Raw genomic sequence first — 22101 nt, forward strand, 5'->3', positions numbered from 1 at the left:
CTTTTTTTATGGCATTAAGAACAGGATTTAAATGGCAAAGTGTGCTGGGCTGCCGAGGTTGGCAATAGCTGAATAAATCTGTTCAGCATGGTTGCATACAATTACTTTTGCGCGGTGCTGTGGCGGTAGAAAACCTTCTTCTACTGCATGATCCAACTGGGTAATCAGTGCGTCATAGAAACCATTGACGTTATAAATCATCATCGGTTTTTGGTGTTGGTTTAGTTGTCCCCAGGTTGCCACTTCTAAAATTTCTTCAAAAGTGCCTAAACCGCCGGGTAGTGCGACAAAGGCGCTTGCGCGTTCGGCCATTAAGGCTTTGCGCTCATGCATGGTTTGTACAATATGTAATTCGGTCAGTTGGTGATGCGCAATTTCATAATCCAGCATAAATTCTGGAATGACGCCGACGGCTTCACCGCCGTGGCTAATCATGGCATCGGCCACTTGTCCCATGAGGCCAATACTGGCACCCCCATAAACCAGACCAAAACCCTGTTTAGCTAAACCTTGTGCCAGTGCAATCGCTTTTTCTTGATAAATCGGTTTATTACCTGAACGAGAACCGCAGTAAAGTGCAATCAGAGGTTGAGTGGTTTGAACATTTACTTCAGTGTTGAGAGAGGATATTTTTAATTCACTATTCATGGCGTATGTTTTTACCTTTTGCTTTATCTACTTTTTCTCTCTTAGTTTAAGCAAGAAATGTGACGGCAAGCTGTATTTAATCTAACAATCGGGTAATAATTTGTTAAATCTTTTAAAACAGTGCGCTTTTGAAAAAAAGATGAATTTCATGTAGATCTTGCCTATACTTATTTCCTGTTTTACAACACAAGAACGAACATGGGTAGTGGTAGTTGTCGCTCAAGACATCTTCAGTTTTCCGAAAAAAAATTACAGCCATTGGTGCTGAATCTTCCTTTTCATCCGCTTAAGTTGCGTTATGCACCATATATTTCCCCTCGACAGGAGCAGATCACATGATATTTGAATGGATGTCTGATCCTTCTGCGTGGGTGGGATTACTCACCTTAGTGGTGCTGGAAATTGTGCTGGGGATTGATAACTTGGTTTTTATTGCGATTTTGGCGGAGAAACTTCCACCAGAACAACGCAATACGGCTCGAGTTGTTGGTTTGATCCTTGCACTCTTAATGCGTTTGGTGCTGTTGGCCTCAATTGCTTGGGTGGTGACACTGACCGAGCCGCTGTTCCATATCTTCGATCATCCTTTCTCAGGACGGGATTTGATTCTTCTGTTTGGTGGGGTGTTCTTACTGTTTAAAGGCACCATGGAACTGCATGAACGTATTGATGCCAAAGTGGTTCAGAAAGAAGAAAGTCCAGCCAATGCTGTGTTTTGGATGGTGATCGTTCAGATTGTGGTGTTGGATGCTGTGTTTTCCTTAGACTCGGTGATTACCGCAGTCGGTATGGTTAAGCACCTGTCTGTGATGATGATTGCGGTGATTATCGCCGTGGGTATTATGTTGTGGGCATCGAAAGCCTTGATGGAGTTCGTCAACAAACATCCGACCGTGGTGATTTTGTGTCTTGGCTTCTTGATGATGATCGGTTTCTCATTGATTGTAGAAGGCTTTGGTTTCCATATTCCAAAAGGCTACTTATATGCCGCGATTGGTTTCTCGGTGATTGTTGAATTCATCAACCAAACCATGCGCCGTAATCAAGAGAAAATGGTCACCACCACAGACCTTCGCTATAAAACTGCGTCTGCGGTACTGCGAATGTTGGGCGGTAAAAGTAGTGATCATACCTCTGAGCCTGAAGATGTCCTGGCAACTCGTGCCTATGCGGATGAAGTATTTGATCCTGAAAATGGGGTCTATCATAGTGTCTTGGTGCAAGGGGTGCTGGGTTTGTCCGAGCGTCCTGTGAAGTCCGTGATGACACCACGTCCAGAGTTGGAGTGGATTGATTTAGAGGATGAAGAAGCCTCAATCAAGTCACAACTACTCAGTATTACGCATTCACGTTTAATCGTGGCACGGGGCGAGTTAGACAACATCGCAGGTGTGGTGCTGACCCATAAAGTTTTGAATGAATATATTGAAACGGGTGTACTCGATTTTGATAAACATTTACGTGAACCTGTGATTGTGCATGAAAATGCGCAAGTCCTGATGGTGATGGAACAACTGCGTCAAGCACCGTTGCAAATGGCTTTGGTCTTGAACGAATATGGTTCGATTGAAGGGATTGCCACACCGATTGACGTATTAGAGGCGATTGCAGGGGAGTTCCCCGATGAAGATGCTGAAGACAATGTGGCTGAAAGTTTAGAAGATGGTAGCTTGATGCTCGATGGTTCAACCGATATTCGCCATGTGTCGTTATTGTTGGATCGGGATTTGGTCGATGAGTCTGATCAGTACTCAACCTTGTCAGGCTATATCCTCTTTCATTTAGGCCGTTTACCCGAGAATGGCTCTAGCCTTGAAGCAGATGGTTGTATTTTTGAAGTGGTGACGATGGATGGGCACAAAATTGAAAAAGTGCATGTAATTCCCAAGTCAGATCTGCACAAGGAATCATCTTAAAACAAACCTTAATCTGGTTTGAACAGGTTAAAATAGCTCGCAATGTCGAGCTATTTTTTATGGAAAAATCATGAGTAATGTTGAGTGTCCGTGTGGGCAGGGCGAATATAAGCAGTGCTGTCAGCCATTGCACTTGGGACAAAGCCGTGCGCAGAGCGCTACTCAACTTATGCGCTCACGTTATAGTGCTTTTGCCAAACAGCAAATTGATTACATTGTGCAAACCACAGCGTTGGGGCAGCAACAGGCTCTAGATGTTGCAGCAATTGCAGAGTGGAGTCGAAGCAATCAATGGTTGAAGTTAGACGTCGTGCAGGCCAATGAAAAACTCGATAAAAACCATGCCATGGTCGAGTTCAAGGCCCATTATCACGATGGCACATCGCCACAGATACACCATGAAATTTCACATTTTGTGAAACATGCCGATGCATGGTATTTTTTAGATCCGACCACTGAAATGCAAATCACCATGAAACAAGCGTGCATCTGCGGTTCAGGGAAAAAATTTAAACAATGTTGTGCACAATTTTTATAATTTTAAGCAAATTTGGCTTAGAATAGCGCGCATCAATTAGCCTATATGGAATCCAGGCGATGTTACTCACTATTATTTATATTATAGCGATCACTGCAGAGGCAATGACAGGCGCACTGTCGGCGGGTCGGCGTAGTATGGATTGGTTTGGTGTGGTGATTATTGCCTGTGTCACAGCACTGGGCGGAGGTTCTGTCCGCGATGTGTTATTGGGACATTATCCGCTGACTTGGGTCAAGCATCCTGAATATCTGATGCTGACGTGTTTTGCCGCTTTTATGACGATTTTGATTGCTAAGTGGATGCGCCATTTACGCAACATTTTCTTGGTGCTCGATGCTTTGGGCCTGATCGGTTTTACCATCATCGGCTGTCAAATTGCCTTAGAAATGGGACATGGCTTTGTGGTGTCTGCGGTTGCTGGAGTCCTTACAGGAGTATCGGGCGGTATCTTGCGTGATATTTTGTGTAATGACGTCCCTTTGGTGTTCCGCCGTGAACTGTATGCCAGTATTTCTTTTGTCGCGGTGATTTTCTATTGGGGCTGCATTCAGCTGGGTTTATCACTTGAGCTGACCGTGATTTCGACTTTGATCTTTGGTTTTAGTTTACGTCTAATCGCGATTTACTTTGGCTTAGAAATGCCAAAATTCATTTATCAAGATGATGATGAGCAATCGGCTTCCTCGAAAGATGCCAGCTAAAATAACGGCGATTTGACTGCCTTGTTTGTATAAAAAAAGCACATAATGATAAAGCCAGTTGAGAAAGCAGCCCGCTATCTTTTTCCCGCTTTAGAGGCCGAGCTATGGATTTAGTTTCTCGCATACAACGCTTACCGATCGGTAAATTTCACTACACCTTGTTGTGGGTCATTGGCTTGGGCTGGATGTTCGATGCCATGGACACGGGGCTGATTTCGTTTATTTTGGCAAAAATGGCCGAAGACTGGCATATGAGTCCAACTGAGAAAGGTTGGGTGGTCTCAATTGGCTTTGTCGGAATGGCGATTGGTGCGGTGTGCTCAGGTGGTCTGGCCGATCGCATCGGGCGTAAAACAGTTTTTGCCGCGACTCTGGTGATTTACAGTTTAGCGACGGCGGCCTGTGCCTTTGCCCCAAACTTAACGTGGTTGTTGGTGTTTCGTTTTATTGTCGGTTTAGGCTTAGGTGGACAGTTGCCTGTCGCAGTAACCTTGGTCAGCGAATACATTCCTGCGCAGGTGCGTGGGCGTTTTATCGTGCTGCTAGAAAGTTTTTGGGGCTTAGGTTGGCTTTGCGCTGCATTGGTGGCGTATTTTGTGATTCCAAAATTTGACTGGCATATGGCTTTCTTAATCGGTGGGATTCCTGCACTGTACGCCATTGTGATTTGGTTCAAGGTGCCTGAGTCAATTCCTTATCTCATCAACCGTGGTCGTATTGTGGAAGCGCATGCCTTGGTGCAGCAGATTGAACGTCAATGCGGTGTTGAAGTCGTTGAACATATCATCGTTAAACCCGTGGCAGAAAAAAAGAATGTGTCTTTTACCCAGCTCTGGTCGGGGGCATTTGCGCGTAGAACCTTGATGTTATGGCTGATTTGGTTTGGTATTGTTTATTCGTATTATGGCATTTTTACATGGTTACCCAGTTTGCTGGTGAAGCAGGGGTATAGTATTGTTCAGTCTTTTGAATATGTCTTGGTGATGATTTTGGCACAGCTTCCGGGTTATGTGGCCGCAGCATGGCTGGTCGAAAAGCTGGGACGTAAAGCAACCTTGGCAGGTTTTATTGGCATGTGTGCAGTTTCAGCGTATTTCTTTGGTCAAGCTGACACTGTGAGCATGATCATGTTTTGGGGCTGTCTGATGTCATTCTTTAACCTCGGTGCATGGGGGGTGTTGTATACCTATACCCCAGAGCAATATCCAACCAATATCCGGGCTTTTGGTTCGGGCTGGGCATCGGCCATTGGTCGTATGGGTGGTATTGTCGCGCCGATGGTGGTGACACATATGATGGTACAGAGCAATGGATTTAGCGTGATCTTTATGATGTTTACTGCAGTATTGCTTGCGGTGGCAGCGGTGATTTTGATTTTGGGCGAAGAGACCAAAGGCAAAACATTGGAAGAAATTGGACTGTAATTTAGTCCGCACTGAAGATTGAGAGGAAGATGTCTGGAGACTCTCAGCCTTCAGTAAACATCAACATAAAATCTAGATGATGGATCTGAAAATAACCGATAATAAGATCCTACTCAGCAATAAAAAAATTGAACCTTTTCGGCCAAAACGTGGCCTCTCAAAGCTGCATTTTGATAAATGCGGATCTTGCTAATGATGAGACCGCTTAAATAATCACTGCTTGATTGATGCAATATACCCAATTGATTGTGTAGCCCCTTGGGCGAGGATGACATGATTTTTTGTCGATCGTATCGATCAAGTTGAGTGGGCTGAAGTTGCTTAACCGTTATCATTGACGCGCAGAGATGAATACAACAACTGAACTTAAAAATAATTAGTTGCTCATTTTAAAAAAAATGGATAATTTTACGACACTAGGAACATCTAAAGACGCAATTTGTCGTAGTGGTGTACGCTTTCACTTGTATAGGCAGAGCCTGCGACATAGCATAAGAACTTAAACAAAAAACGATTAATTAGGATGACAGGTTGTTATGACGAACCTTGCGCATCAAGCGACAGAAAACCGTTCCGTAGCAGAATTTACTGAACAAGCATATCTCAACTACGCCATGTACGTGATCATGGATCGTGCCTTACCGCATATCAGCGATGGCTTAAAACCCGTACAGCGCCGTATTGTGTATGCCATGAGTGAATTGGGGCTGAAACACAGTGGTAAACCCAAAAAATCTGCGCGTACCGTCGGCGATGTGCTCGGTAAGTATCACCCGCATGGTGATTCGGCCTGCTATGAAGCGATGGTGCTGATGGCGCAGCCTTTTAGTTATCGTTATCCGTTTATTGAGGGTCAAGGTAACTGGGGTTCTCCTGATGATCCGAAATCGTTCGCGGCGATGCGTTATACCGAAGCCAAATTATCTCAGTATAGTGAAGTGCTTTTGTCTGAACTGGGACAGGGGACTTGTGACTGGCAGGATAACTTTGATGGTTCGATGAAAGAGCCTGTGACTTTACCTGCACGTATTCCGAATATATTGTTAAATGGCACCACCGGTATTGCGGTTGGTATGGCTACGGACATTCCACCACACAACCTGCGTGAAGTCGTAAAAGGCACCATTGCCTTAATTCGCAATCCAAATTTAAGCGATGAAAAAGTTGCAGAATACATTCCTGCCCCCGATTTGCCGACCAAAGCAGAAATTATTACGCCACCTGAAGAGCTGTTAAAAATACAAAGTACAGGTCGGGGCAGTTACCGTATGCGTTCGGTGTATCGCATCGAAAAAAATGAAATTGTGATCACGGACTTGCCTTATCAAGTGTCAGGCTCGAAAGTTATTTCGCAAATTGCAGATCAAATGCAGGCGAAAAAACTGCCTTTGGTCAGCGATGTACGAGATGAATCGGATCATCAAAACCCAACCCGTTTGGTGATTGTACTGCGTTCAAATCGGATTGATGCTGAAGCGGTAATGAGTCACCTTTTTGCCACCACTGATCTTGAGTCGAGCTATCGGGTCAATATGAACATGATTGGTGCAGATGGCCGTCCACAAGTGAAATCGATTCGTCGTATTTTGCTGGAGTGGATTGAAATTCGAAAGGAAACAGTCACCCGTCGTCTGCAATATCACCTGAATAAAATTGAAAAACGCTTACATATTTTGGGCGGTTTGATTATTGCCTATTTAAATATTGATGAAGTGATTCGTATTATTCGTGAAGAAGAACAGCCCAAAGCGGAGTTGATGTCACGTTTTAATATTGATGATATTCAGGCCGAAGCCATTTTAGAACTCAAGTTGCGTCATTTGGCCCGACTTGAAGAAATGGAAATGCGCCGCGAGCAAGAAGAGTTAGAAGCTAAAGCTGCATTGATTCGTGAACAGTTGGCCAATCCTGAGTCTTTAAAAGCTTTGATCATCAATGAACTCAAAGATGATGCGAAAAAATATGGCGATGACCGCCGTTCGCCAATCGTGCATCGTGCAGAAGCGACGGCGATGAGTGAGCAAGACTTCATGCCTGCTGATCCTGTGACCGTGGTCTTGTCTGAAGCGGGATGGATTCGTTCAGCCAAAGGTCATGAGGTTGATGCTGAAAACTTGAACTTCCGTGCAGGCGATCAATACCTTAGTCATGCGCAAGGCAAATCGAATCAGCGCGTATATGTGCTGGATGAGTCAGGACGTAGTTATGCCTTAGCCATTAATAGCCTACCATCCGCACGTGGTCTGGGAGAACCGTTGAGTTCAAAATTATCCCCAGCCAGTGGTGTTGGTTTTAAACAAGTCTTCATTGCTGATGATGAAACCGAAGTCGTGGCGCTGAGTAGCAAAGGGTATGGTTTTAAAACACAGGCAAAACAGTTAGATACCAATGCAAAAGCAGGGAAAGCCTTCTTAACTTTACCTGAAAAAGCCACAGTCATGCCGTTAACTAGTGTTGATCAAGCCACCCATTTGGCGTTATTGACCTCAACGGGTCGTTTGTTGATTTTAGAATTGTCAGAGTTACCTATTTTGAATAAAGGTAAAGGTAATAAATTGATACAACTTGAAGAGAAAGATCAAATTGTATTCATGACAAGATTAACGCTAGATGAAATACTGCAAGTCGTTGCGGGACAGCAGCAATTAAAATTGAAGGGTGATGACTTGCAAAAATACATAGGCAAAAGAGCATCAAAAGGGCAGTTATTACCACGTGGTTATCAAAAAGCAAATAAACTGTTAGTTCAGAGATAAAACTAGCATCCATTGATCAAAATACGTTATATATGGTATGTATGCGGGAAATGGATGCAGTATTAAGCAACACAAGTTAAATAAAGAGCGCTTAATATTGAGAACAATAGTTGAAATTTAAGGATTACTGATAGGAGAATCGGGCGATATGGAAAAAATTTGGTTCGCAGAATACCAAAAAACGGGGATTCCAGAGACTGTAGAATTGCCACCAGAAAACACGTCATTAGTAGATGTTTTTGAACGAAATTTCCAAAAATTTGGCTCTCGTGATGCTTTTATCTTTATGGATAAAGTGCTCACTTTTAGTGAGTTAGAGGAAGCAAGCCGTAAATTTGCAACATATTTACAAAGTCTGGGCCTAGCAAAAGGCTCACGTGTCGCTGTGATGATGCCGAACGTTCTTCAGTATCCTATCGTTGCTTTGGGTGTATTCCGTGCAGGTTTAGTACTGGTTAACGTCAATCCACTGTATACCGCGCGCGAACTTGAACATCAGTTAAATGACTCGGGTTCAGAAGTTTTGGTGATCATCGAAAACTTTGCCTCTGTTTATCAAGCGATTAATGGTAAAACCCCAGTTAAACATGTCGTGATTGCCTCTGTAGGTGACATGTTAGGTGCATTAAAAGGCACACTGGTGAACTTCGTATTACGTTCAGTGCGTAAGCAAATTCCAGCATGGAATATTCCTGGTCATATTCGCTTTAACGCAGCGATGTCGAAAGTCAGTGCGAGTAACTATAAGCGCCCGAACTTAACATTAAGTGACACAGCCGTGCTTCAGTATACTGGCGGTACTACAGGGGTATCTAAAGGTGCAGAACTGACGCATCGCAACCTTGTGGCGAACATGTTGCAGTGTGACGGTATTTTCCAAAGTAAATTCGGTGCACAAGATGGTCAGCCTGATGACCGTATTTTCTGTGCATTACCGCTATATCATATTTTTGCGTTCATGGTTTGTGCGATGTACGGCATGTACAAAGGCCAAGCCAACGTTTTGATTCCAAACCCGCGTGACTTACCTGCGGTGATGAAAGAGTTACGTAAATACCAACCGTCATTCTTCCCAGCAGTGAATACACTATTCAATGCTTTAGTGAACAATGAAGAGTTTAAGCAACTCGACCACAGCAAATTGAAAATGGCGATGGGCGGTGGTATGGCTGTGCTTCCTTCTACAGCAGAAGCGTGGAAGCGAATTACTGGAACCAACATCATTGAAGGTTACGGCCTATCTGAAACTTCACCTGTGGCAACGGCAAATCCGCCAGCTTCAGAAGAGTTCAGTGGCACAATTGGTATTCCATTGCCATTAACTGAAGTTGCAATTTTGGATGATGACGGTAAAGAAGTTGCTCTGGGTGAACAAGGTGAGATTTCAATCCGTGGTCCACAAGTGATGCGTGGCTATTGGAACCGTGCAGATGAAACAGCTAAAGTGATGACTGAAGATGGTTTCTTCCGTACGGGGGACATTGGTGTCATGGACGCTCGTGGTTATATTAAAATCGTAGACCGTAAAAAAGACATGATTTTGGTGTCAGGCTTTAACGTTTACCCTTCAGAAATTGAAGAAGTGGTTTCAAAGCATCCTAAAGTATTGGAAGTGGCTGCCATTGGTGTACCTGATGAAAAATCAGGTGAAGTACCAAAACTGTTTGTGGTGAAGAAAGATCCATCTTTAACCACAGAAGAAGTATTGGCATTCGCGAAAGAGAATTTAACGGGTTACAAACGTCCGCGTTATGTTGAATTCTTGGACGAGTTACCGAAATCAAACGTAGGTAAAATCCTACGTAAAGATTTACGTAAAACAGCTTAAGTTCAAATAAAAAAAAGCGCCGTCAGGCGCTTTTTTTTCATGTTCGCATTTAATTTTTCATTAACCATCGGTCGATATAGGGACGGCCAATGCCTAAGATGCCAACAAAGGTCAGCATCGTACCGCACTGACGACTAAAGGCTGGGAAAGCAAAATTACCAAAACTCAGGACATTATCGATCAGACAATAGACGGTCACTGCAAGTAACCAAGACCGTAGGTTTTGACGTTTAATCCCCACCATCCAAAATGCGATGATCAGCATGACCAGTGTGCCAAGAGTCGAACCAATATTCATATTGGCACAAATGACCGCCAATAAAAATGCAGTAATGGGAAGCACAATCTTTAACACACGATCCACTTGGCGTTGATGTTGACGCTGAATTTCGAGCACGTCGAACATTTCTTTTTGATCAGGGCTAGCCATGCTGGAGTCTCATCGGGAAATTATAAAAACACTATAATTTAACCAAATTTATCCTCGGAATGCCATGCTATGATAGCTTTCGAAATGATCTTGATGAGAAAAAACCAATGCAAAGCATTAGCGGGATTATTTATCTCATTTTAATTGCTTGTTTACTGCCTTACGTATTTACAATCATTGCTAAAAAAACAGCAGGATTTCGCGCCAAAGATAATCAACATCCGCGCGAATTTCTCGCCAAGACGACTGGTCTGGCAGCACGTGCCAATGCGGCACAGCAAAATAGCTTTGAGAGTTTACCGTTATTTATTGCAGCCATCTTAATGGCTGAATATATGGTGATTCCGCAAGTGGTTACCATGACTTTTGGTATTGCCTATCTTGTCTTTCGTGTGGTGTATGGGATTTGCTATTTGGCCAACTGGTCGACGCTCCGTACGATCGTTTGGCTCTTGTCATTGCTTTGTCCTATTTGTTTATTATTGTTGGTCATTCGACTGACGATGGGCTAAGCGCGAAACATACATATTTTCACCCAGTGGATGTATAATCGCAGAAATATTTTTTTCTCAAAAACCGTTATAATCGATGCGGTTTTTTAAAAGATTTAACTTGTTAAAGAGTGATGTTATGAGCTACAGCAATATCCCTGCGGGTAAAGATGCACCGAACGATATCTACGTGATCATCGAAATTCCTGCAAATGCAGCACCAATCAAATATGAAATTGATAAAGATTCGGATGCACTTTTTGTAGATCGTTTCATGGGTACAGCAATGTTCTACCCAGCGAACTATGGTTATGTACCAAATACTTTGTCTGAAGATGGTGACCCATTAGATGTACTTGTTGTAACGCCGCATCCAGTTGAACCAGGTTCAGTGATTCGTTGCCGCCCTGTGGGTAAATTGAACATGGAAGATGACGGTGGTATCGATGCGAAATTGATCGCAGTTCCACACGACAAGTTAACGCCAATTTATAAAGATATTAAAGAGTACACGGATCTTCCTCCGTTACTGATCCAACAAGTTGAACACTTCTTCGCGCACTATAAAGACTTAGAGCCAGGGAAGTGGGTTAAATTAACAGGTTGGGAAGGTTCTGAAGTTGCTAAGCAAGAAGTGCTTAAAGCAATCGAAGCAGCAAAATAAGCCTGTCTGTGAAGCCTCAATTGAACTGTGTTTGATTGAAGGCTTCAATAAAAAACCTGCACAATGTGCAGGTTTTTTATTAGATTAGCTTTTCCGTAGAAATTAGAAGAATTTCACAGGAATATCTAACCAAATACGCCATTCGTTGGTGTCTGGCATGTAGTAATCGTTTGCGTAAGCATCATCATTACGATAGTGAGAGTAACGTAAACGTAAGCTTGCATCTTTAGCAAAACCAGATTGAACTGTATATTTCACTTGGTTAAAGAGTTCGCTTTCTTTCGCGTTGTCATCAGTTGCTGTATCAATATCCCAGCCATAGACATAAGCAGTTGTCCAGCTTAGACCAGGAACGCCGTAACCTGCAAAATCTAGGCTATATTGAACTTGCACAGACTTCTCACCACGACCGTTAAAGTCTGAAAGGTAAGAGTTTGGTAGATAAATACTTTGGAAACCGTCTGCATTTTCACCGTATGCATAGCCTGTGTTACCAGTGCTTTGTTGGTAAGCAAGCATAACATTGTGTGCATCTTGATTGTATGTACCAGACAATGCCCAAATATTGTTACTGCGGTCAGATGAAGTGCTAGGTAAAGTAGAAGAAGATACCTCTACATCCTTATCCCACTCGGTGTGATAGCCGCTGAAGTCATAGGTTAAAGAGCTGTTGTTTGCCAAAGATTGCTTGTAGTTGGCATTCACATAGTGACGATCTAATGCGTTTTTGCTGTCTAAGCCAAAGTAAGATGCATTGAATGCATCATTAAACTTATATTTTGCACCCCAAACTACAGCACGGTCTAAATGGTTACCGTCAGTATTGATTTGGTGTGACATTTGATCTTTAGTGAATTTACCAGCTGTTAATTCAAGACCATTAATCTCACGACTTGTAGCCAAAACACCTTCAAAGTATTCAGGCACTAAACGTGTTGTGTTACTTGCGAGTACTGGTAAGTCTAGAACGTGTGTACCGTAACGTACTTCAGTATTTGAAATACGTGCTTTGACGATACCGCCACCACGTGTCCAGTAGTCATACGCATCTTTTGTGCCATCAGCATTGTTTTGCGGATGTGTTGGGATCATTTGGTTGTCAGTGTGACCATTTTTCCCCAATTTAAATGATGTATCGCCAATAATGCCGACACCAAAGCCAACGGTACCTTGAGTATAACCAGACTCAATTTTGACCATCGCTGTTTGAGCTGCTGAACTTGTATCAGCTGCACCATTTTTCTTGTCACGGGTTAAATAACCAGTACGGAATAGCACTGATCCTTCAGCGTCCTCAACGAAACCTTTAGATTCACTTTGCTCACTCGCAAAAGCTGTTGATATAAGTGCAGTTTGTACTAAAACTGCTAATGCTAATTTTTTTGTGTTTTGCATTGGGGAGCGAACCTTATACAAATTGGATGGAAAGAGAACAGCAATTGTATAAGTAATCGCTGAAAAATTGTCATTTTTATTTAATATATTCAACTAAAGTAATGCATTTTTTTGTAAGTGATATGTTTGAAATATTTTTATTTTGGTTAAAATGTTCGGTTTAATAAAATAAATCTTTATAAAACATCAAATTATTTTTCTCTTCTTCATTCCGTTTTGTGCTATGTATCGCAGAATATAATATATAGACTGTGAAGTCGTTTTAGCCTATGAATCAAAGGTTTCAGCTATTTTCAGGCTTTTGGAATCAGCTCAAAAGAACCCATAGCCAGATTGGCAAACGATGAATTACACAGCAGTTGTCTAGGGGAAATTGACCCATTGTTAAAAAATAGCTTTAAAATTTATGGGTATGGAATTAGTAAATGATTCATGTCTAAAGAGATTTTGAGAGCTTAAATGCATAAGAATTCACATAAAATTGCACTATTTTTAATTTTTTTCACTGGCAGTATGTCGGTCAATGCAAGTGAGCCACAGCAACAAAGCTCAGAAGGTGGACTCAGTGGAAGCCTTGCTGTGCTGAGTCAGTATATCTATCGTGGGGGGATTGAAAATGACCAGCCGACCCTGCAAGCTGGGCTTGAGTATGAACATGCATCGGGTCTATATGTAGGTTATTGGGCTTCGACACTGAATTATGATGCAGCGGATGTCAGCAAAGATCACGGTGTTGAGCATGACTTTTATATTGGTTATACAGGCACACACAGTCCAGATTTAAGCTACCGCTCACATATTGTGACTTATTTATATAGTGATGGCGGCTCGGTCTATAGTGAAGATCGCACAGAACGCCGAAGTACGACTGGAGCGGAATTTGTAAATAGTTTGAGCTATAAAGACTTTGATGTAGGCGTCACGGTGGCTTTAGTGGATGTGAGCTATGCCAATGCAGGCGACACCTATTTAAGCCTTGCACATCATTATGCCCTTCCACAAAACTTTCAATTCAATAGTTCAATTGGTGCATCGATTTATCGTCAGCATGATGATGCCATACTTACTACAGAGAAAAAGTTTACTGTTAATGAAGTTCGCTTAGGCCTGAGTAGACCCTTTGCAGAGACAGGTATCGAGATGTCTGCGGATTATATTTATGGTGTACATAATCGTATGGGAGAGGATTTAAAAGACCATCTGGTGCTGGGTTTAACTTATAACTTCTAAATGTTGTAGATATGAAAAGTGCATCCAGATCGGTTGGGGATGCACTTTTTTTATGCACTTAAAAACGTACGTTCCAAAGATGAGTCTCAAAATAGCGCATATTGTAAACAATTATGTTTGGTTGATGAGCTTGAGTTCAATTCACTGCGAAGATGTTTGGCGATCAAATTGAGTGTGAGCGCAATTTTATATATTTCATATAAATTTAATTAAAACAATTATTTAAAATAACATTATGAAAAGTGTATCTGATGTTGAATTGAATGTGGCATAGCTATTGCTAATACCTACATGAGTTTATCGAAATAACCAAAAAACGTCGGATACGATGTGGGGGAATCAAACAATGAAATTTGCATTTAAAGCATTATCTTTAGCTGTAGTGGCTTCAGCTTCTACATTCACTTTCGCAGATGACGAGCCAGCATTACCGTTTGGTTTCTCTTTTAGCGGAAGTGCTGCTGTAACAACCGACTATCGTTTCCGTGGTTTAACTCAAACCCAAAATGATCCAGCGGTACAAGCAGGCTTTACTTTGGCACATGACTCAGGCTTGTATCTGGGTCTTTGGGGTTCAAATGTTGAGTTTGGCGAAGGTTCACCGAGCTTAGAACTCGATCCATCGATTGGTTTTGCAACAACATTAGAAAGCTTTTCCAGCAAGCCAGTGCTTGATGTGGGTATGGTGTACTACAACTATCCAAGTGCAGATGATCTGAACTGGTTAGAGTTTTATGGCAAATTAACCTTTGCGAGTGTCTTCACTGAAGGGGACAGCCTACTGACCAATCTAAACTATACCAATGACTATGTTGCGGCAGATACAGACAGCTGGAACATCAATGCTGGTTATGCAATTCCATTTGGTTCAACGGGCTTTGGTGGTGTAGCGAATGTGGGTTATACCGTAGTGAGTGATGAAGATAAATATTCATTTGGTGATGATGACAATTATGTCGATTGGAAAGTGGGTGTGACCTATGCATTCCAGTCTATTCCTGGCGCAACAGCAGAATTGGCAGCGGTAGGAACCAATATTGATACTGATGATCTGGATCATGCGACAGCACGTGGTGTAGAAACAGGTGCAGTATTTACTTTAACTAAAACTTTCTAAGTTTTAGCATCTTCAAAACCCCTCTAGCCCTTAGGGCTAGAGGGGTTTTTCTATGTGGAGTTTAGCGACTTTTAGGCATTTTGCTGTCGGTAGGAGAGGGCTTCAGTCAAATGTCCTGTTTGGATGTGCTCTGACTGGGCCAAATCCGCAATGGTTCTGGCCACTCTTAAAATACGATGATAACCCCGAGCAGACAAATTTAAACGCTGTTGTGCTTTTTCAAAGATTAGAGCCGCTTGTCCATCTAACGGTGCGAACTGTTCGAGTTGTTTGGGTGATAAAGCCATATTGAGACAAGCTTGGCGCTGCATTTGCCCTTGATAAGCGTGAATCACACGCTCGCGCACAGTTGCCGAGTCTTCCACAGCTTGTGTGTCTTGCAATTCAGACGCATGCAAGGGTGGCACATCAATATGTAAATCAATTCGATCTAGCAAAGGCCCTGAAATGCGGTTTTGATAGCGTTTAATCGCTTCGGCTGAGCACTGGCAGCGGCTATCTTGATTAAAAGCATAACCACAGGGACACGGATTCATTGCAGCAATCAGTTGGAAATTGGCAGGGAAGGTGATCTGTCGTGAAGCACGCGAGATCACAATCTCTTTGGCTTCAATTGGCTGTCTTAAAACCTCCAACACCTTGCGGTCAAACTCTGGCAGTTCATCTAAAAACAGCACGCCTTTATGTGCCAAAGTAATTTCACCGGGTTTGGGTTGTGACCCGCCACCGACTAAGGCAACTGCAGAAGCCGTGTGGTGCGGTGCGCGAAATGGCCGCTGCCCAAAAGGATGTTGATGATTGGCCACCGAGTAAATACTCGCCACTTCCAAATTCTCTTGCGTGTTCAAGGGCGGTAGAATACTGGCTAAACGTGAAGCCAATAGGGTTTTTCCTGTCCCTGGTGGTCCTTTAAATAGCAAAGAATGACCACCTGCTGCTGCAATCTCTAAGGCACGTCTCGGACGCAGTTGACCTTTAACATCGGCCAAATCAAATTTGTAGTGCTGTGAGGCTTTTAGCGCCGTGGGTTGAAACTGTTGGATGAGATGGTTTTGCGACAGATGCTCACAGACTTGTTTTAAATGTTGCACTGCAAATACTTGAAAGTTGGGCAGTTGAGAGGCTTCTTGCGCATTGGTCTCAGGTAAAATCAGTTGATGTCCAGCTTGCTGGCAGGCAATCGCAATACTTAAAGTACCTGAAATTGGTCGCAGTTGCCCATCAAGTGCCAACTCACCTATAAATTCAAAATTTTCAGTTCCTTGCTCAGGGAGCTGACCAGAGGCAATTAAAATACCCAGTGCAATAGGCAAATCCAGTCGTGAGCTGTCTTTGGGCAGATCTGCGGGCGCAAGGTTGATAGTGAGGCGTTTAGTCGGAAACTGAAAGCCACTATTGATAATAGCGGAGCGCACCCGATCTTTACTTTCCCGAACGGCTGCTTCAGGAAGCCCCACAATGGTTAAAGAGGGTAGCCCTTGGCTCAGATGAACTTCAACTTCAACCGAAGGTGCGTGTAAACCGAGCAAAGCTCGAGTGTGAATTTTGGCAAAAGACATCTTTTGTTCCATTATAGTGCATTATTTTAATTCGTTATGTGTCTTTTGTTGCACCAAACAGGTGCTCATTTTTTGTTCTGAATGCGTAACTCTAAAGCTTCCACTTGTTTCAATAAGTCATTTAAACGCAAATTGGCATTATTCAGTGCAGTACGTTGACGTTCAATTTCATCTTTGGAAACCAAATCCATCTTGGTCACCGCTTCATTGAGCAGTGCGCGTAAATTATGTTCTAAGTCTTGTTTAGGTTGTTCGACTTGTTCCAGTATGGCTTGTAATAAAGTTTCAATCATTTCTATATCCAACAGTTGGAGAAGTGACAGCAGTGTACCATTGCTGCTTCTGACTCTATAGCCTTTCAGATGAAATATGATTTCATCGATTGTAAAAAAATCATAAATCTTCGACTAAAAAACCTGAATTTTGAAGCTCAAAACGCATTTAAATGTATAGAATAGGGTATAAAGAAAACTCATGTCAGACTTTCTTTTCCCCCCAACCTAAGAATTTTTGGCATGAAATTTGAACATAAAACCTTACTGGTGAAATAAGCCGAAGGAAAACAAACATGAAGCTCGTAACTGCAATTGTAAAACCGTTTAAGTTGGATGATGTGCGTGAAGCACTGTCTGAAATTGGTGTTCAAGGGATCACGGTAACTGAAGTCAAAGGCTTTGGTCGTCAAAAAGGTCATACTGAACTTTATCGTGGCGCTGAATATGTTGTTGATTTCTTACCAAAAGTAAAAATCGAAATCGCGATCAGTGATGAAATGGTCGATGCGGTGATTGAGTCAATCACACGTGTGGCTAGTACAGGAAAAATTGGCGACGGTAAAATTTTCGTCACAAATTTAGAGCAAGTCATCCGTATCCGTACAGGTGAAACAGGTGCCGATGCCGTTTAATTTGGCATGAAGTTTGCTGAGTAACACATAACTCGCACAAATTAGGTTGGGGGATACGAATGAAAAAGATGCTATTCGCGCTGAGCTTATCTGGCGCACTTTTAGGTGGTTCTGTTGCTTGGGCTGAAGAAGCAGCAACAGCGCCAACTCCATCAGAACAAGTCACAGTGGTTGAAACAACGGATGTGGCTGCTCCAGCGGTACAAGCGGTTGAAGCCGTTGCTGCTCCAGTAGAAGCACCCGCACCTGCAGAAGAAGAACCAACATTAGATACAGGTGATACGGCGTGGATTTTAGTCTCCACAGCACTGGTTTTATTAATGACCATTCCAGGTTTAGCGTTATTCTACGGCGGTATGGTTCGTAAGAAAAACGTCTTAAGTACTATGGCACATAGCTTTGTTGCTGCAGCAGTGGTAAGTATTGCATGGGTCATCATTGGTTATACATTGGCCTTTGGTGAGGGTAATGCTTTTATCGGTGGCTTAGATAAGTTCATGCTGACTGGGATTACCACAGATGCACTCACAGGAACGATTCCTGAAGTTCTATTCGTTATTTTCCAAATGACCTTTGCCATCATTACGGTTGCCATTATTAGTGGTTCAATTGCAGAACGGATGAAATTCGGCGCATTTATCGCTTTCATCTCGATTTGGGTAGTCGTGGTTTATGCACCAATTACTCACTGGGTATGGGGCGGTGGCTGGTTAGCAAATGATGGTGCACTCGACTTTGCTGGCGGTACCGTTGTACACATCAACTCAGGTGTGGCAGGTTTGGTTGCTGCATACATGCTCGGTAAACGTATGGGCTTAGGCCGTGAATCAATGGCTCCACACAACTTGGCATTAACCGTTGTGGGTGCAAGCCTACTGTGGGTCGGTTGGTTTGGTTTCAACGGTGGTTCTGCATTGGGCGCAAACGGCTCAGCAGGTTATGCATTACTCGTGACTCAAGTAGCAGCAGCAGCAGCGGCAATCTCTTGGTTAATTACTGAAAAAGTTGCACGTGGTAAAGGTTCAGTACTTGGTGCTGCATCTGGTGCGGTTGCTGGTCTGGTAGTGATTACACCAGCAGCAGGGTTTGTGACTGTCGGCGGTGCACTGGCGATGGGTTTAATCGGTGGTGTGGTGTGCTTCTGGGGTATCAGTGCCTTGAAACGTGCTTTAAAAGCCGATGACTCTTTAGATGCGTTTGGTTTACACGGTGTGGGTGGTATCGTGGGTGCAATCTTAACGGCATTCTTTGCAAGCGACTTCATCATGGGCGACAAAGCACCAAGTGATGTGATGCATCAACTTTGGGTTCAAGTTGAAGGGGTATTGGCAACGATTGCATACTCAGCAGTCTTAACCTTCATTATCTTAAAAGTGATTGATCTAGTGATTGGAATTCGCGTTGAATCTGATGATGAACGTATGGGCCTAGACTTGAGCCAACATGGCGAACGCGTGGACTAATCAATAGAATAATAAATAAACAGTATAATCAATATATTGTGTGAAACAGCCCGAAAGGGCTGTTTTTTTTCTATATCTAGCGTAAAACTCTACAAAACACCGAATTTTTGCTACACTCTAAAACCATTCAAATTTGTTCAATTTAACCACTATGCATTGTCCATTTTGCAACGCTGAAGACAGTAAAGTGATCGACTCGCGTTTGGCCGCTGAAGGTTGTCAAATTCGTCGTCGTCGTGAATGTATTAGTTGTGGTGAACGATTCACAACCTTTGAAAGTTATGAAGTGGTCATGCCTCGTGTGATCAAGTCGGATGGCAAAAGTGAACCTTTTGATGAAGCAAAATTGCGTCGTTCGTTGATGCATGCTTTACAAAAACGTCCCGTGACGCAAGAGCAAATTGAAACCGTCTTGAGTGATATTCAGCTGCAAATCCGCCGTTTAGGTGAGCGTGATGTGAAATCACGTACGATTGGTGAAATTGTCATGCAATCTTTATTTTCGTTAGATCATGTTGCATATGTGCGTTTTGCATCGGTCTATCAAGACTTTCAAGATGTCGATGCCTTTCGCCACCAAATTGAACAAATGCAACAACGTGAAAATTAAGCGAGTTGGCATCCATGTCTGAATTACAGTCTAATGCTTTACATGCTGACCAAGCTTGGATGAAACAAGCGATTGCTTTAGCACTGCAAGGTCAATACAGCACCAAGCCAAATCCAAATGTAGGCTGTGTCATTGTCAAAGATGGGCTGTTGCTGGGGACAGGTTATCACCCTAAAGCGGGTCAGCCACATGCAGAAGTTTTTGCGATGCGCGAAGCGGGCGAACAGACCCAAGGCGCAATGGCTTATGTCACTTTAGAACCTTGTGCACATTATGGGCGTACACCGCCGTGTGCCAAAGGTTTGGTCGAGGCAGGTGTGGCGCGTGTTGTGATTGCCTGTCCAGATCCCAACCCCTTGGTGGCCGGTAAAGGGGTACAAATTTTAAAAGAAGCAGGCATTGAGGTCGATGTCGGTATTTGCCAAGCCGAAGCACATCAGTTGAATGCAGGTTTTTTAAAAGCCATGGCCACAGGTATGCCTTATGTGCGTTTAAAAGTTGCCTCTAGTTTAGATGGTCGAACGGCGATGGCTTCGGGTGAGTCGAAATGGATTACAGGCTCAGCAGCACGTTTAGATGTTCAGCATTTTCGTGCCATTTCTGGCGTCGTGATCACTGGGATTGAAACGGTACTGGCCGATGATCCTCAGCTGAATGTCAGACAGCTTCAGGGTGTTGCGGATCTGACAACGGTTGTACAACCAAAACGTCTGGTGTTAGACCGTCAAGGCCGCTTGCCTCTGACGGCTCAAATTTTACAGCAGCCTGACACCGTGATGGTGATGGGGCCTTATCGGCAAGCATTGGCCGATGTAGGCGTGCTACAGTTTGCTGTACAGCCTTTAGATCAGTTATTAAAGCAGTTGGTTCAATCGCATCAGATTTACGATGTCATGGTTGAAGCAGGTGCAACGTTATCGACGGCTTTTTTACAAGAGAAGTTGGTCGATGAAATGATTAGTTATGTGGCACCGACCTTATTGGGTCAGTCTGCACGTGCAATGTTCAATGCTGAGTTTTCTCAGATGGCAGAGCAACTCCGCTTTAAGCTCATGGATGTCACACAATTGGGTGATGATGTGCGCTTAACGCTTATCCCTTCTCAAGAGTCATTATGAGTTCAGAGTCTACGGTTTATCATAAACGTCGTCACGCGGCACGTACCACCGATGAATATCTATTTCATCAACTTGTTCCTTATTTGGGGAATAAGCGCCGTCTGTTGCATCTGATTTTAGAGGCACTCGAGAGTACAGGGACTTTAAACCGTGCAGATGGTCGTGCGCCTATTTTTGCTGACTTCTTTGCTGGTTCGGGCGTGGTCTCGCGTTTGGCACGTCAAAATGGTTATCGGGTGATTGCCAATGACTGGGAACCGTATAGCCATGCGCTGAACCATGCCATTTTGGCCTGTACCGAAGCGCCTGCATTTAAAGAGTTGGGTGGTTATCAAAAAGCCATTGATTATTTAAACCGCTTGCCTGAAGTTAAGGGCTGGGTAACGCATAATCTGTGTCCGCGAAATGATGAGATCTATGATCCAAGTCGTGATCGTTTGTTCTTCAAACGTCGCAACGGCATGCGCATTGATGCGATTCGTCAGCAAATTGCCACATGGCAGGCACAAGGGGCAATCGATGATGTGGAGATGTCTGCTTTACTGGCACCGCTGCTGTATTCTGCTAGTTTTGTCAGCAATACTTCCGGCGTTTTTAAAAGCTTCCACCACGGTTGGGGCGGTAAAACCCAAACAGCGTTAGAGCGGATTGAATCCTTGCTGTGGTTGACCCCAAGTCGTTTTAGTGAAGTGGGTGATAATAAGCAAAAGAACCCGATGGCTGAAATGTGGTGTGTTGATGCGCAGCATTTGGCGAATCAAATGAGTAGTTTTGAGGTCGATGTAGCCTATCTAGATCCACCCTATAACCAACATGCTTACAGCAGTAATTATCATGTCTTAAATGCTTTAACGCTATGGGATCAGGTGGATTTGCCGACACCAGACACCAAAGGTTTTAAAAGTGGCATTGACCGTGCGTGGCGCAAAGAGCGTCCGAGTCCTTATAACTCGTCAAAGTATGCCAAAGAGGCATACGAAAAATTACTGTCCACCATCAATGCACGTTACATTCTGACCAGTTATTCAACCGATGGTAATATTGAAGCAGGGGACTTGCTCAAAGCCAATTTGGAGCGAGGTCGCGTGACTTTATTAACGCAGGATGTACCGCGTTATCGTGTGAGTAAGCAGCGTCAGTCTGAGCGTGCCCGTGTGTTAGAGTTTATTGTGATCACCGATACTCATGCCAAGTCAGGTCCGCCAATTCGTCAGTTACTGGGGCAGTTGTACCATTATGCCGAATTGGGTGGGGTCGATACATCTGGGGTCACGACACAGTTGGCGCTGTGGTAAAAATATAG

At 43.4% G+C, this 22101-nt stretch carries 20 protein-coding genes; 15 read left to right on the forward strand and 5 right to left on the reverse strand.

Annotation, left to right across the window (positions count from 1 at the left end; all coding sequences use genetic code 11):
• Positions 1-27: 27 nt before the first annotated feature.
• Positions 28-648 carry a TIGR00730 family Rossman fold protein gene (locus tag RR876_RS14940; RefSeq protein WP_078389576.1) on the reverse strand — a complete coding sequence of 207 codons (621 nt, stop codon included), beginning with the start codon at positions 646-648 and terminating at the stop codon, positions 28-30.
• Positions 649-983: 335 nt separating this feature from the next.
• On the opposite strand from RR876_RS14940, the gene RR876_RS14945 reads away from it, so the two are divergent.
• The 6 genes from RR876_RS14945 (at position 984) to RR876_RS14970 (ending at position 9814) form a co-directional block, all read left to right on the forward strand.
• Positions 984-2564, forward strand: a complete 1581-nt coding sequence (locus RR876_RS14945; RefSeq protein WP_279732763.1) for a TerC family protein — start codon at positions 984-986, stop codon at positions 2562-2564.
• Between the two features lie 70 nt (positions 2565-2634).
• Positions 2635-3102, forward strand: a complete 468-nt coding sequence (locus tag RR876_RS14950; RefSeq protein ID WP_332478144.1) for a YchJ family protein — start codon at positions 2635-2637, stop codon at positions 3100-3102.
• 59 nt (positions 3103-3161) lie between these two features.
• On the forward strand, positions 3162-3806 hold the full coding sequence (locus RR876_RS14955; protein ID WP_004692884.1) for a trimeric intracellular cation channel family protein: 645 nt from the start codon (positions 3162-3164) through the stop codon (positions 3804-3806).
• A 104-nt stretch (positions 3807-3910) separates the two neighbouring features.
• A complete protein-coding gene (locus RR876_RS14960) occupies positions 3911-5230 on the forward strand; it encodes an MFS transporter (RefSeq protein ID WP_332478145.1) in 1320 nt (439 codons plus the stop codon).
• Between the two features lie 536 nt (positions 5231-5766).
• Positions 5767-7986 carry a DNA topoisomerase IV subunit A gene (parC, locus tag RR876_RS14965; protein WP_114836638.1) on the forward strand — a complete coding sequence of 740 codons (2220 nt, stop codon included), beginning with the start codon at positions 5767-5769 and terminating at the stop codon, positions 7984-7986.
• A 148-nt stretch (positions 7987-8134) separates the two neighbouring features.
• The gene (locus RR876_RS14970; protein ID WP_259234397.1) at positions 8135-9814 is read left to right on the forward strand and encodes an AMP-binding protein; all 1680 of its coding nucleotides are present in this window, start codon (positions 8135-8137) and stop codon (positions 9812-9814) included.
• Between the two features lie 49 nt (positions 9815-9863).
• Here RR876_RS14970 and RR876_RS14975 read toward each other — a convergent pair whose 3' ends face one another.
• Positions 9864-10244, reverse strand: a complete 381-nt coding sequence (locus RR876_RS14975; protein WP_332478146.1) for a hypothetical protein — start codon at positions 10242-10244, stop codon at positions 9864-9866.
• A gap of 107 nt (positions 10245-10351) precedes the next feature.
• Here RR876_RS14975 and RR876_RS14980 point away from each other — a divergent pair, with 107 nt between their 5' ends.
• Together RR876_RS14980 and ppa are read left to right on the forward strand one after the other, a co-directional pair.
• The gene (locus RR876_RS14980) at positions 10352-10756 is read left to right on the forward strand and encodes an MAPEG family protein (RefSeq protein ID WP_087014506.1); all 405 of its coding nucleotides are present in this window, start codon (positions 10352-10354) and stop codon (positions 10754-10756) included.
• A 118-nt stretch (positions 10757-10874) separates the two neighbouring features.
• Positions 10875-11399 (forward strand): inorganic diphosphatase, encoded by a 525-nt coding sequence (gene ppa, locus RR876_RS14985; RefSeq protein WP_114836634.1) that lies wholly within the window; start codon positions 10875-10877, stop codon positions 11397-11399.
• Positions 11400-11501: 102 nt separating this feature from the next.
• On the opposite strand, the gene RR876_RS14990 is transcribed toward ppa, so the two are convergent.
• Complete coding sequence (locus tag RR876_RS14990) at positions 11502-12794, reverse strand: OprD family outer membrane porin (protein WP_332478147.1); 1293 nt, start codon at positions 12792-12794, stop codon at positions 11502-11504.
• 459 nt (positions 12795-13253) lie between these two features.
• Between RR876_RS14990 and RR876_RS14995 the strand changes: the two genes are divergently transcribed.
• Positions 13254-14024 (forward strand): TorF family putative porin, encoded by a 771-nt coding sequence (locus RR876_RS14995; protein WP_332478148.1) that lies wholly within the window; start codon positions 13254-13256, stop codon positions 14022-14024.
• Between the two features lie 346 nt (positions 14025-14370).
• A complete protein-coding gene (locus RR876_RS15000) occupies positions 14371-15141 on the forward strand; it encodes a TorF family putative porin (protein WP_332637098.1) in 771 nt (256 codons plus the stop codon).
• Between the two features lie 71 nt (positions 15142-15212).
• On the opposite strand, the gene RR876_RS15005 is transcribed toward RR876_RS15000, so the two are convergent.
• Together RR876_RS15005 and RR876_RS15010 are read right to left on the reverse strand one after the other, a co-directional pair.
• Entirely contained in the window at positions 15213-16700 is a 1488-nt protein-coding gene (locus tag RR876_RS15005; protein ID WP_332478150.1) for a YifB family Mg chelatase-like AAA ATPase, read from the reverse strand.
• Between the two features lie 65 nt (positions 16701-16765).
• Complete coding sequence (locus tag RR876_RS15010) at positions 16766-16993, reverse strand: accessory factor UbiK family protein (RefSeq protein ID WP_004692854.1); 228 nt, start codon at positions 16991-16993, stop codon at positions 16766-16768.
• A gap of 275 nt (positions 16994-17268) precedes the next feature.
• On the opposite strand from RR876_RS15010, the gene glnK reads away from it, so the two are divergent.
• From glnK to RR876_RS15035, 5 genes are all read left to right on the forward strand, one after another.
• Positions 17269-17607, forward strand: a complete 339-nt coding sequence (gene glnK, locus RR876_RS15015) for a P-II family nitrogen regulator (protein ID WP_004281042.1) — start codon at positions 17269-17271, stop codon at positions 17605-17607.
• Positions 17608-17666: 59 nt separating this feature from the next.
• Positions 17667-19070 carry an ammonium transporter gene (locus RR876_RS15020; protein WP_010325684.1) on the forward strand — a complete coding sequence of 468 codons (1404 nt, stop codon included), beginning with the start codon at positions 17667-17669 and terminating at the stop codon, positions 19068-19070.
• Positions 19071-19221: 151 nt separating this feature from the next.
• Positions 19222-19680 carry a transcriptional regulator NrdR gene (gene nrdR, locus RR876_RS15025; protein ID WP_332478181.1) on the forward strand — a complete coding sequence of 153 codons (459 nt, stop codon included), beginning with the start codon at positions 19222-19224 and terminating at the stop codon, positions 19678-19680.
• Positions 19681-19694: 14 nt separating this feature from the next.
• Positions 19695-20798: a bifunctional diaminohydroxyphosphoribosylaminopyrimidine deaminase/5-amino-6-(5-phosphoribosylamino)uracil reductase RibD gene (gene ribD / locus RR876_RS15030; protein ID WP_332478151.1), complete on the forward strand. Its 1104-nt coding sequence runs from the start codon at positions 19695-19697 to the stop codon at positions 20796-20798.
• The gene (locus tag RR876_RS15035; RefSeq protein WP_004692850.1) at positions 20795-22093 is read left to right on the forward strand and encodes a DNA adenine methylase; all 1299 of its coding nucleotides are present in this window, start codon (positions 20795-20797) and stop codon (positions 22091-22093) included. The genes ribD and RR876_RS15035 overlap by 4 nt, the downstream gene beginning before the upstream one ends.
• Positions 22094-22101: the final 8 nt, after the last annotated feature.

Source organism: Acinetobacter sp. (assembly GCF_036666595.1).
Classification (GTDB): Bacteria; Pseudomonadota; Gammaproteobacteria; order Pseudomonadales; family Moraxellaceae; genus Acinetobacter.

What these genes read in the sequence shown, in the direction of transcription:
- RR876_RS14995 (WP_332478148.1), top strand. Translation starts at nt 13,254, where the DNA reads ATGCATAAGAATTCACATAAAATTGCACTATTTTTAATTTTTTTCACT.
- RR876_RS15000 (WP_332637098.1), top strand. Translation starts at nt 14,371, where the DNA reads ATGAAATTTGCATTTAAAGCATTATCTTTAGCTGTAGTGGCTTCAGCT.
- RR876_RS14955 (WP_004692884.1), top strand. Translation starts at nt 3,162, where the DNA reads ATGTTACTCACTATTATTTATATTATAGCGATCACTGCAGAGGCAATG.
- ribD (WP_332478151.1), top strand. Translation starts at nt 19,695, where the DNA reads ATGTCTGAATTACAGTCTAATGCTTTACATGCTGACCAAGCTTGGATG.
- RR876_RS14980 (WP_087014506.1), top strand. Translation starts at nt 10,352, where the DNA reads ATGCAAAGCATTAGCGGGATTATTTATCTCATTTTAATTGCTTGTTTA.
- nrdR (WP_332478181.1), top strand. Translation starts at nt 19,222, where the DNA reads ATGCATTGTCCATTTTGCAACGCTGAAGACAGTAAAGTGATCGACTCG.
- RR876_RS15010 (WP_004692854.1), bottom strand. Translation starts at nt 16,993, where the DNA reads ATGATTGAAACTTTATTACAAGCCATACTGGAACAAGTCGAACAACCT.
- RR876_RS14950 (WP_332478144.1), top strand. Translation starts at nt 2,635, where the DNA reads ATGAGTAATGTTGAGTGTCCGTGTGGGCAGGGCGAATATAAGCAGTGC.
- RR876_RS14990 (WP_332478147.1), bottom strand. Translation starts at nt 12,794, where the DNA reads ATGCAAAACACAAAAAAATTAGCATTAGCAGTTTTAGTACAAACTGCA.
- RR876_RS15035 (WP_004692850.1), top strand. Translation starts at nt 20,795, where the DNA reads ATGAGTTCAGAGTCTACGGTTTATCATAAACGTCGTCACGCGGCACGT.
- parC (WP_114836638.1), top strand. Translation starts at nt 5,767, where the DNA reads ATGACGAACCTTGCGCATCAAGCGACAGAAAACCGTTCCGTAGCAGAA.
- RR876_RS14945 (WP_279732763.1), top strand. Translation starts at nt 984, where the DNA reads ATGATATTTGAATGGATGTCTGATCCTTCTGCGTGGGTGGGATTACTC.
- RR876_RS14970 (WP_259234397.1), top strand. Translation starts at nt 8,135, where the DNA reads ATGGAAAAAATTTGGTTCGCAGAATACCAAAAAACGGGGATTCCAGAG.
- RR876_RS14940 (WP_078389576.1), bottom strand. Translation starts at nt 648, where the DNA reads ATGAATAGTGAATTAAAAATATCCTCTCTCAACACTGAAGTAAATGTT.
- RR876_RS15020 (WP_010325684.1), top strand. Translation starts at nt 17,667, where the DNA reads ATGAAAAAGATGCTATTCGCGCTGAGCTTATCTGGCGCACTTTTAGGT.
- RR876_RS14960 (WP_332478145.1), top strand. Translation starts at nt 3,911, where the DNA reads ATGGATTTAGTTTCTCGCATACAACGCTTACCGATCGGTAAATTTCAC.
- glnK (WP_004281042.1), top strand. Translation starts at nt 17,269, where the DNA reads ATGAAGCTCGTAACTGCAATTGTAAAACCGTTTAAGTTGGATGATGTG.
- ppa (WP_114836634.1), top strand. Translation starts at nt 10,875, where the DNA reads ATGAGCTACAGCAATATCCCTGCGGGTAAAGATGCACCGAACGATATC.
- RR876_RS14975 (WP_332478146.1), bottom strand. Translation starts at nt 10,244, where the DNA reads ATGGCTAGCCCTGATCAAAAAGAAATGTTCGACGTGCTCGAAATTCAG.
- RR876_RS15005 (WP_332478150.1), bottom strand. Translation starts at nt 16,700, where the DNA reads ATGTCTTTTGCCAAAATTCACACTCGAGCTTTGCTCGGTTTACACGCA.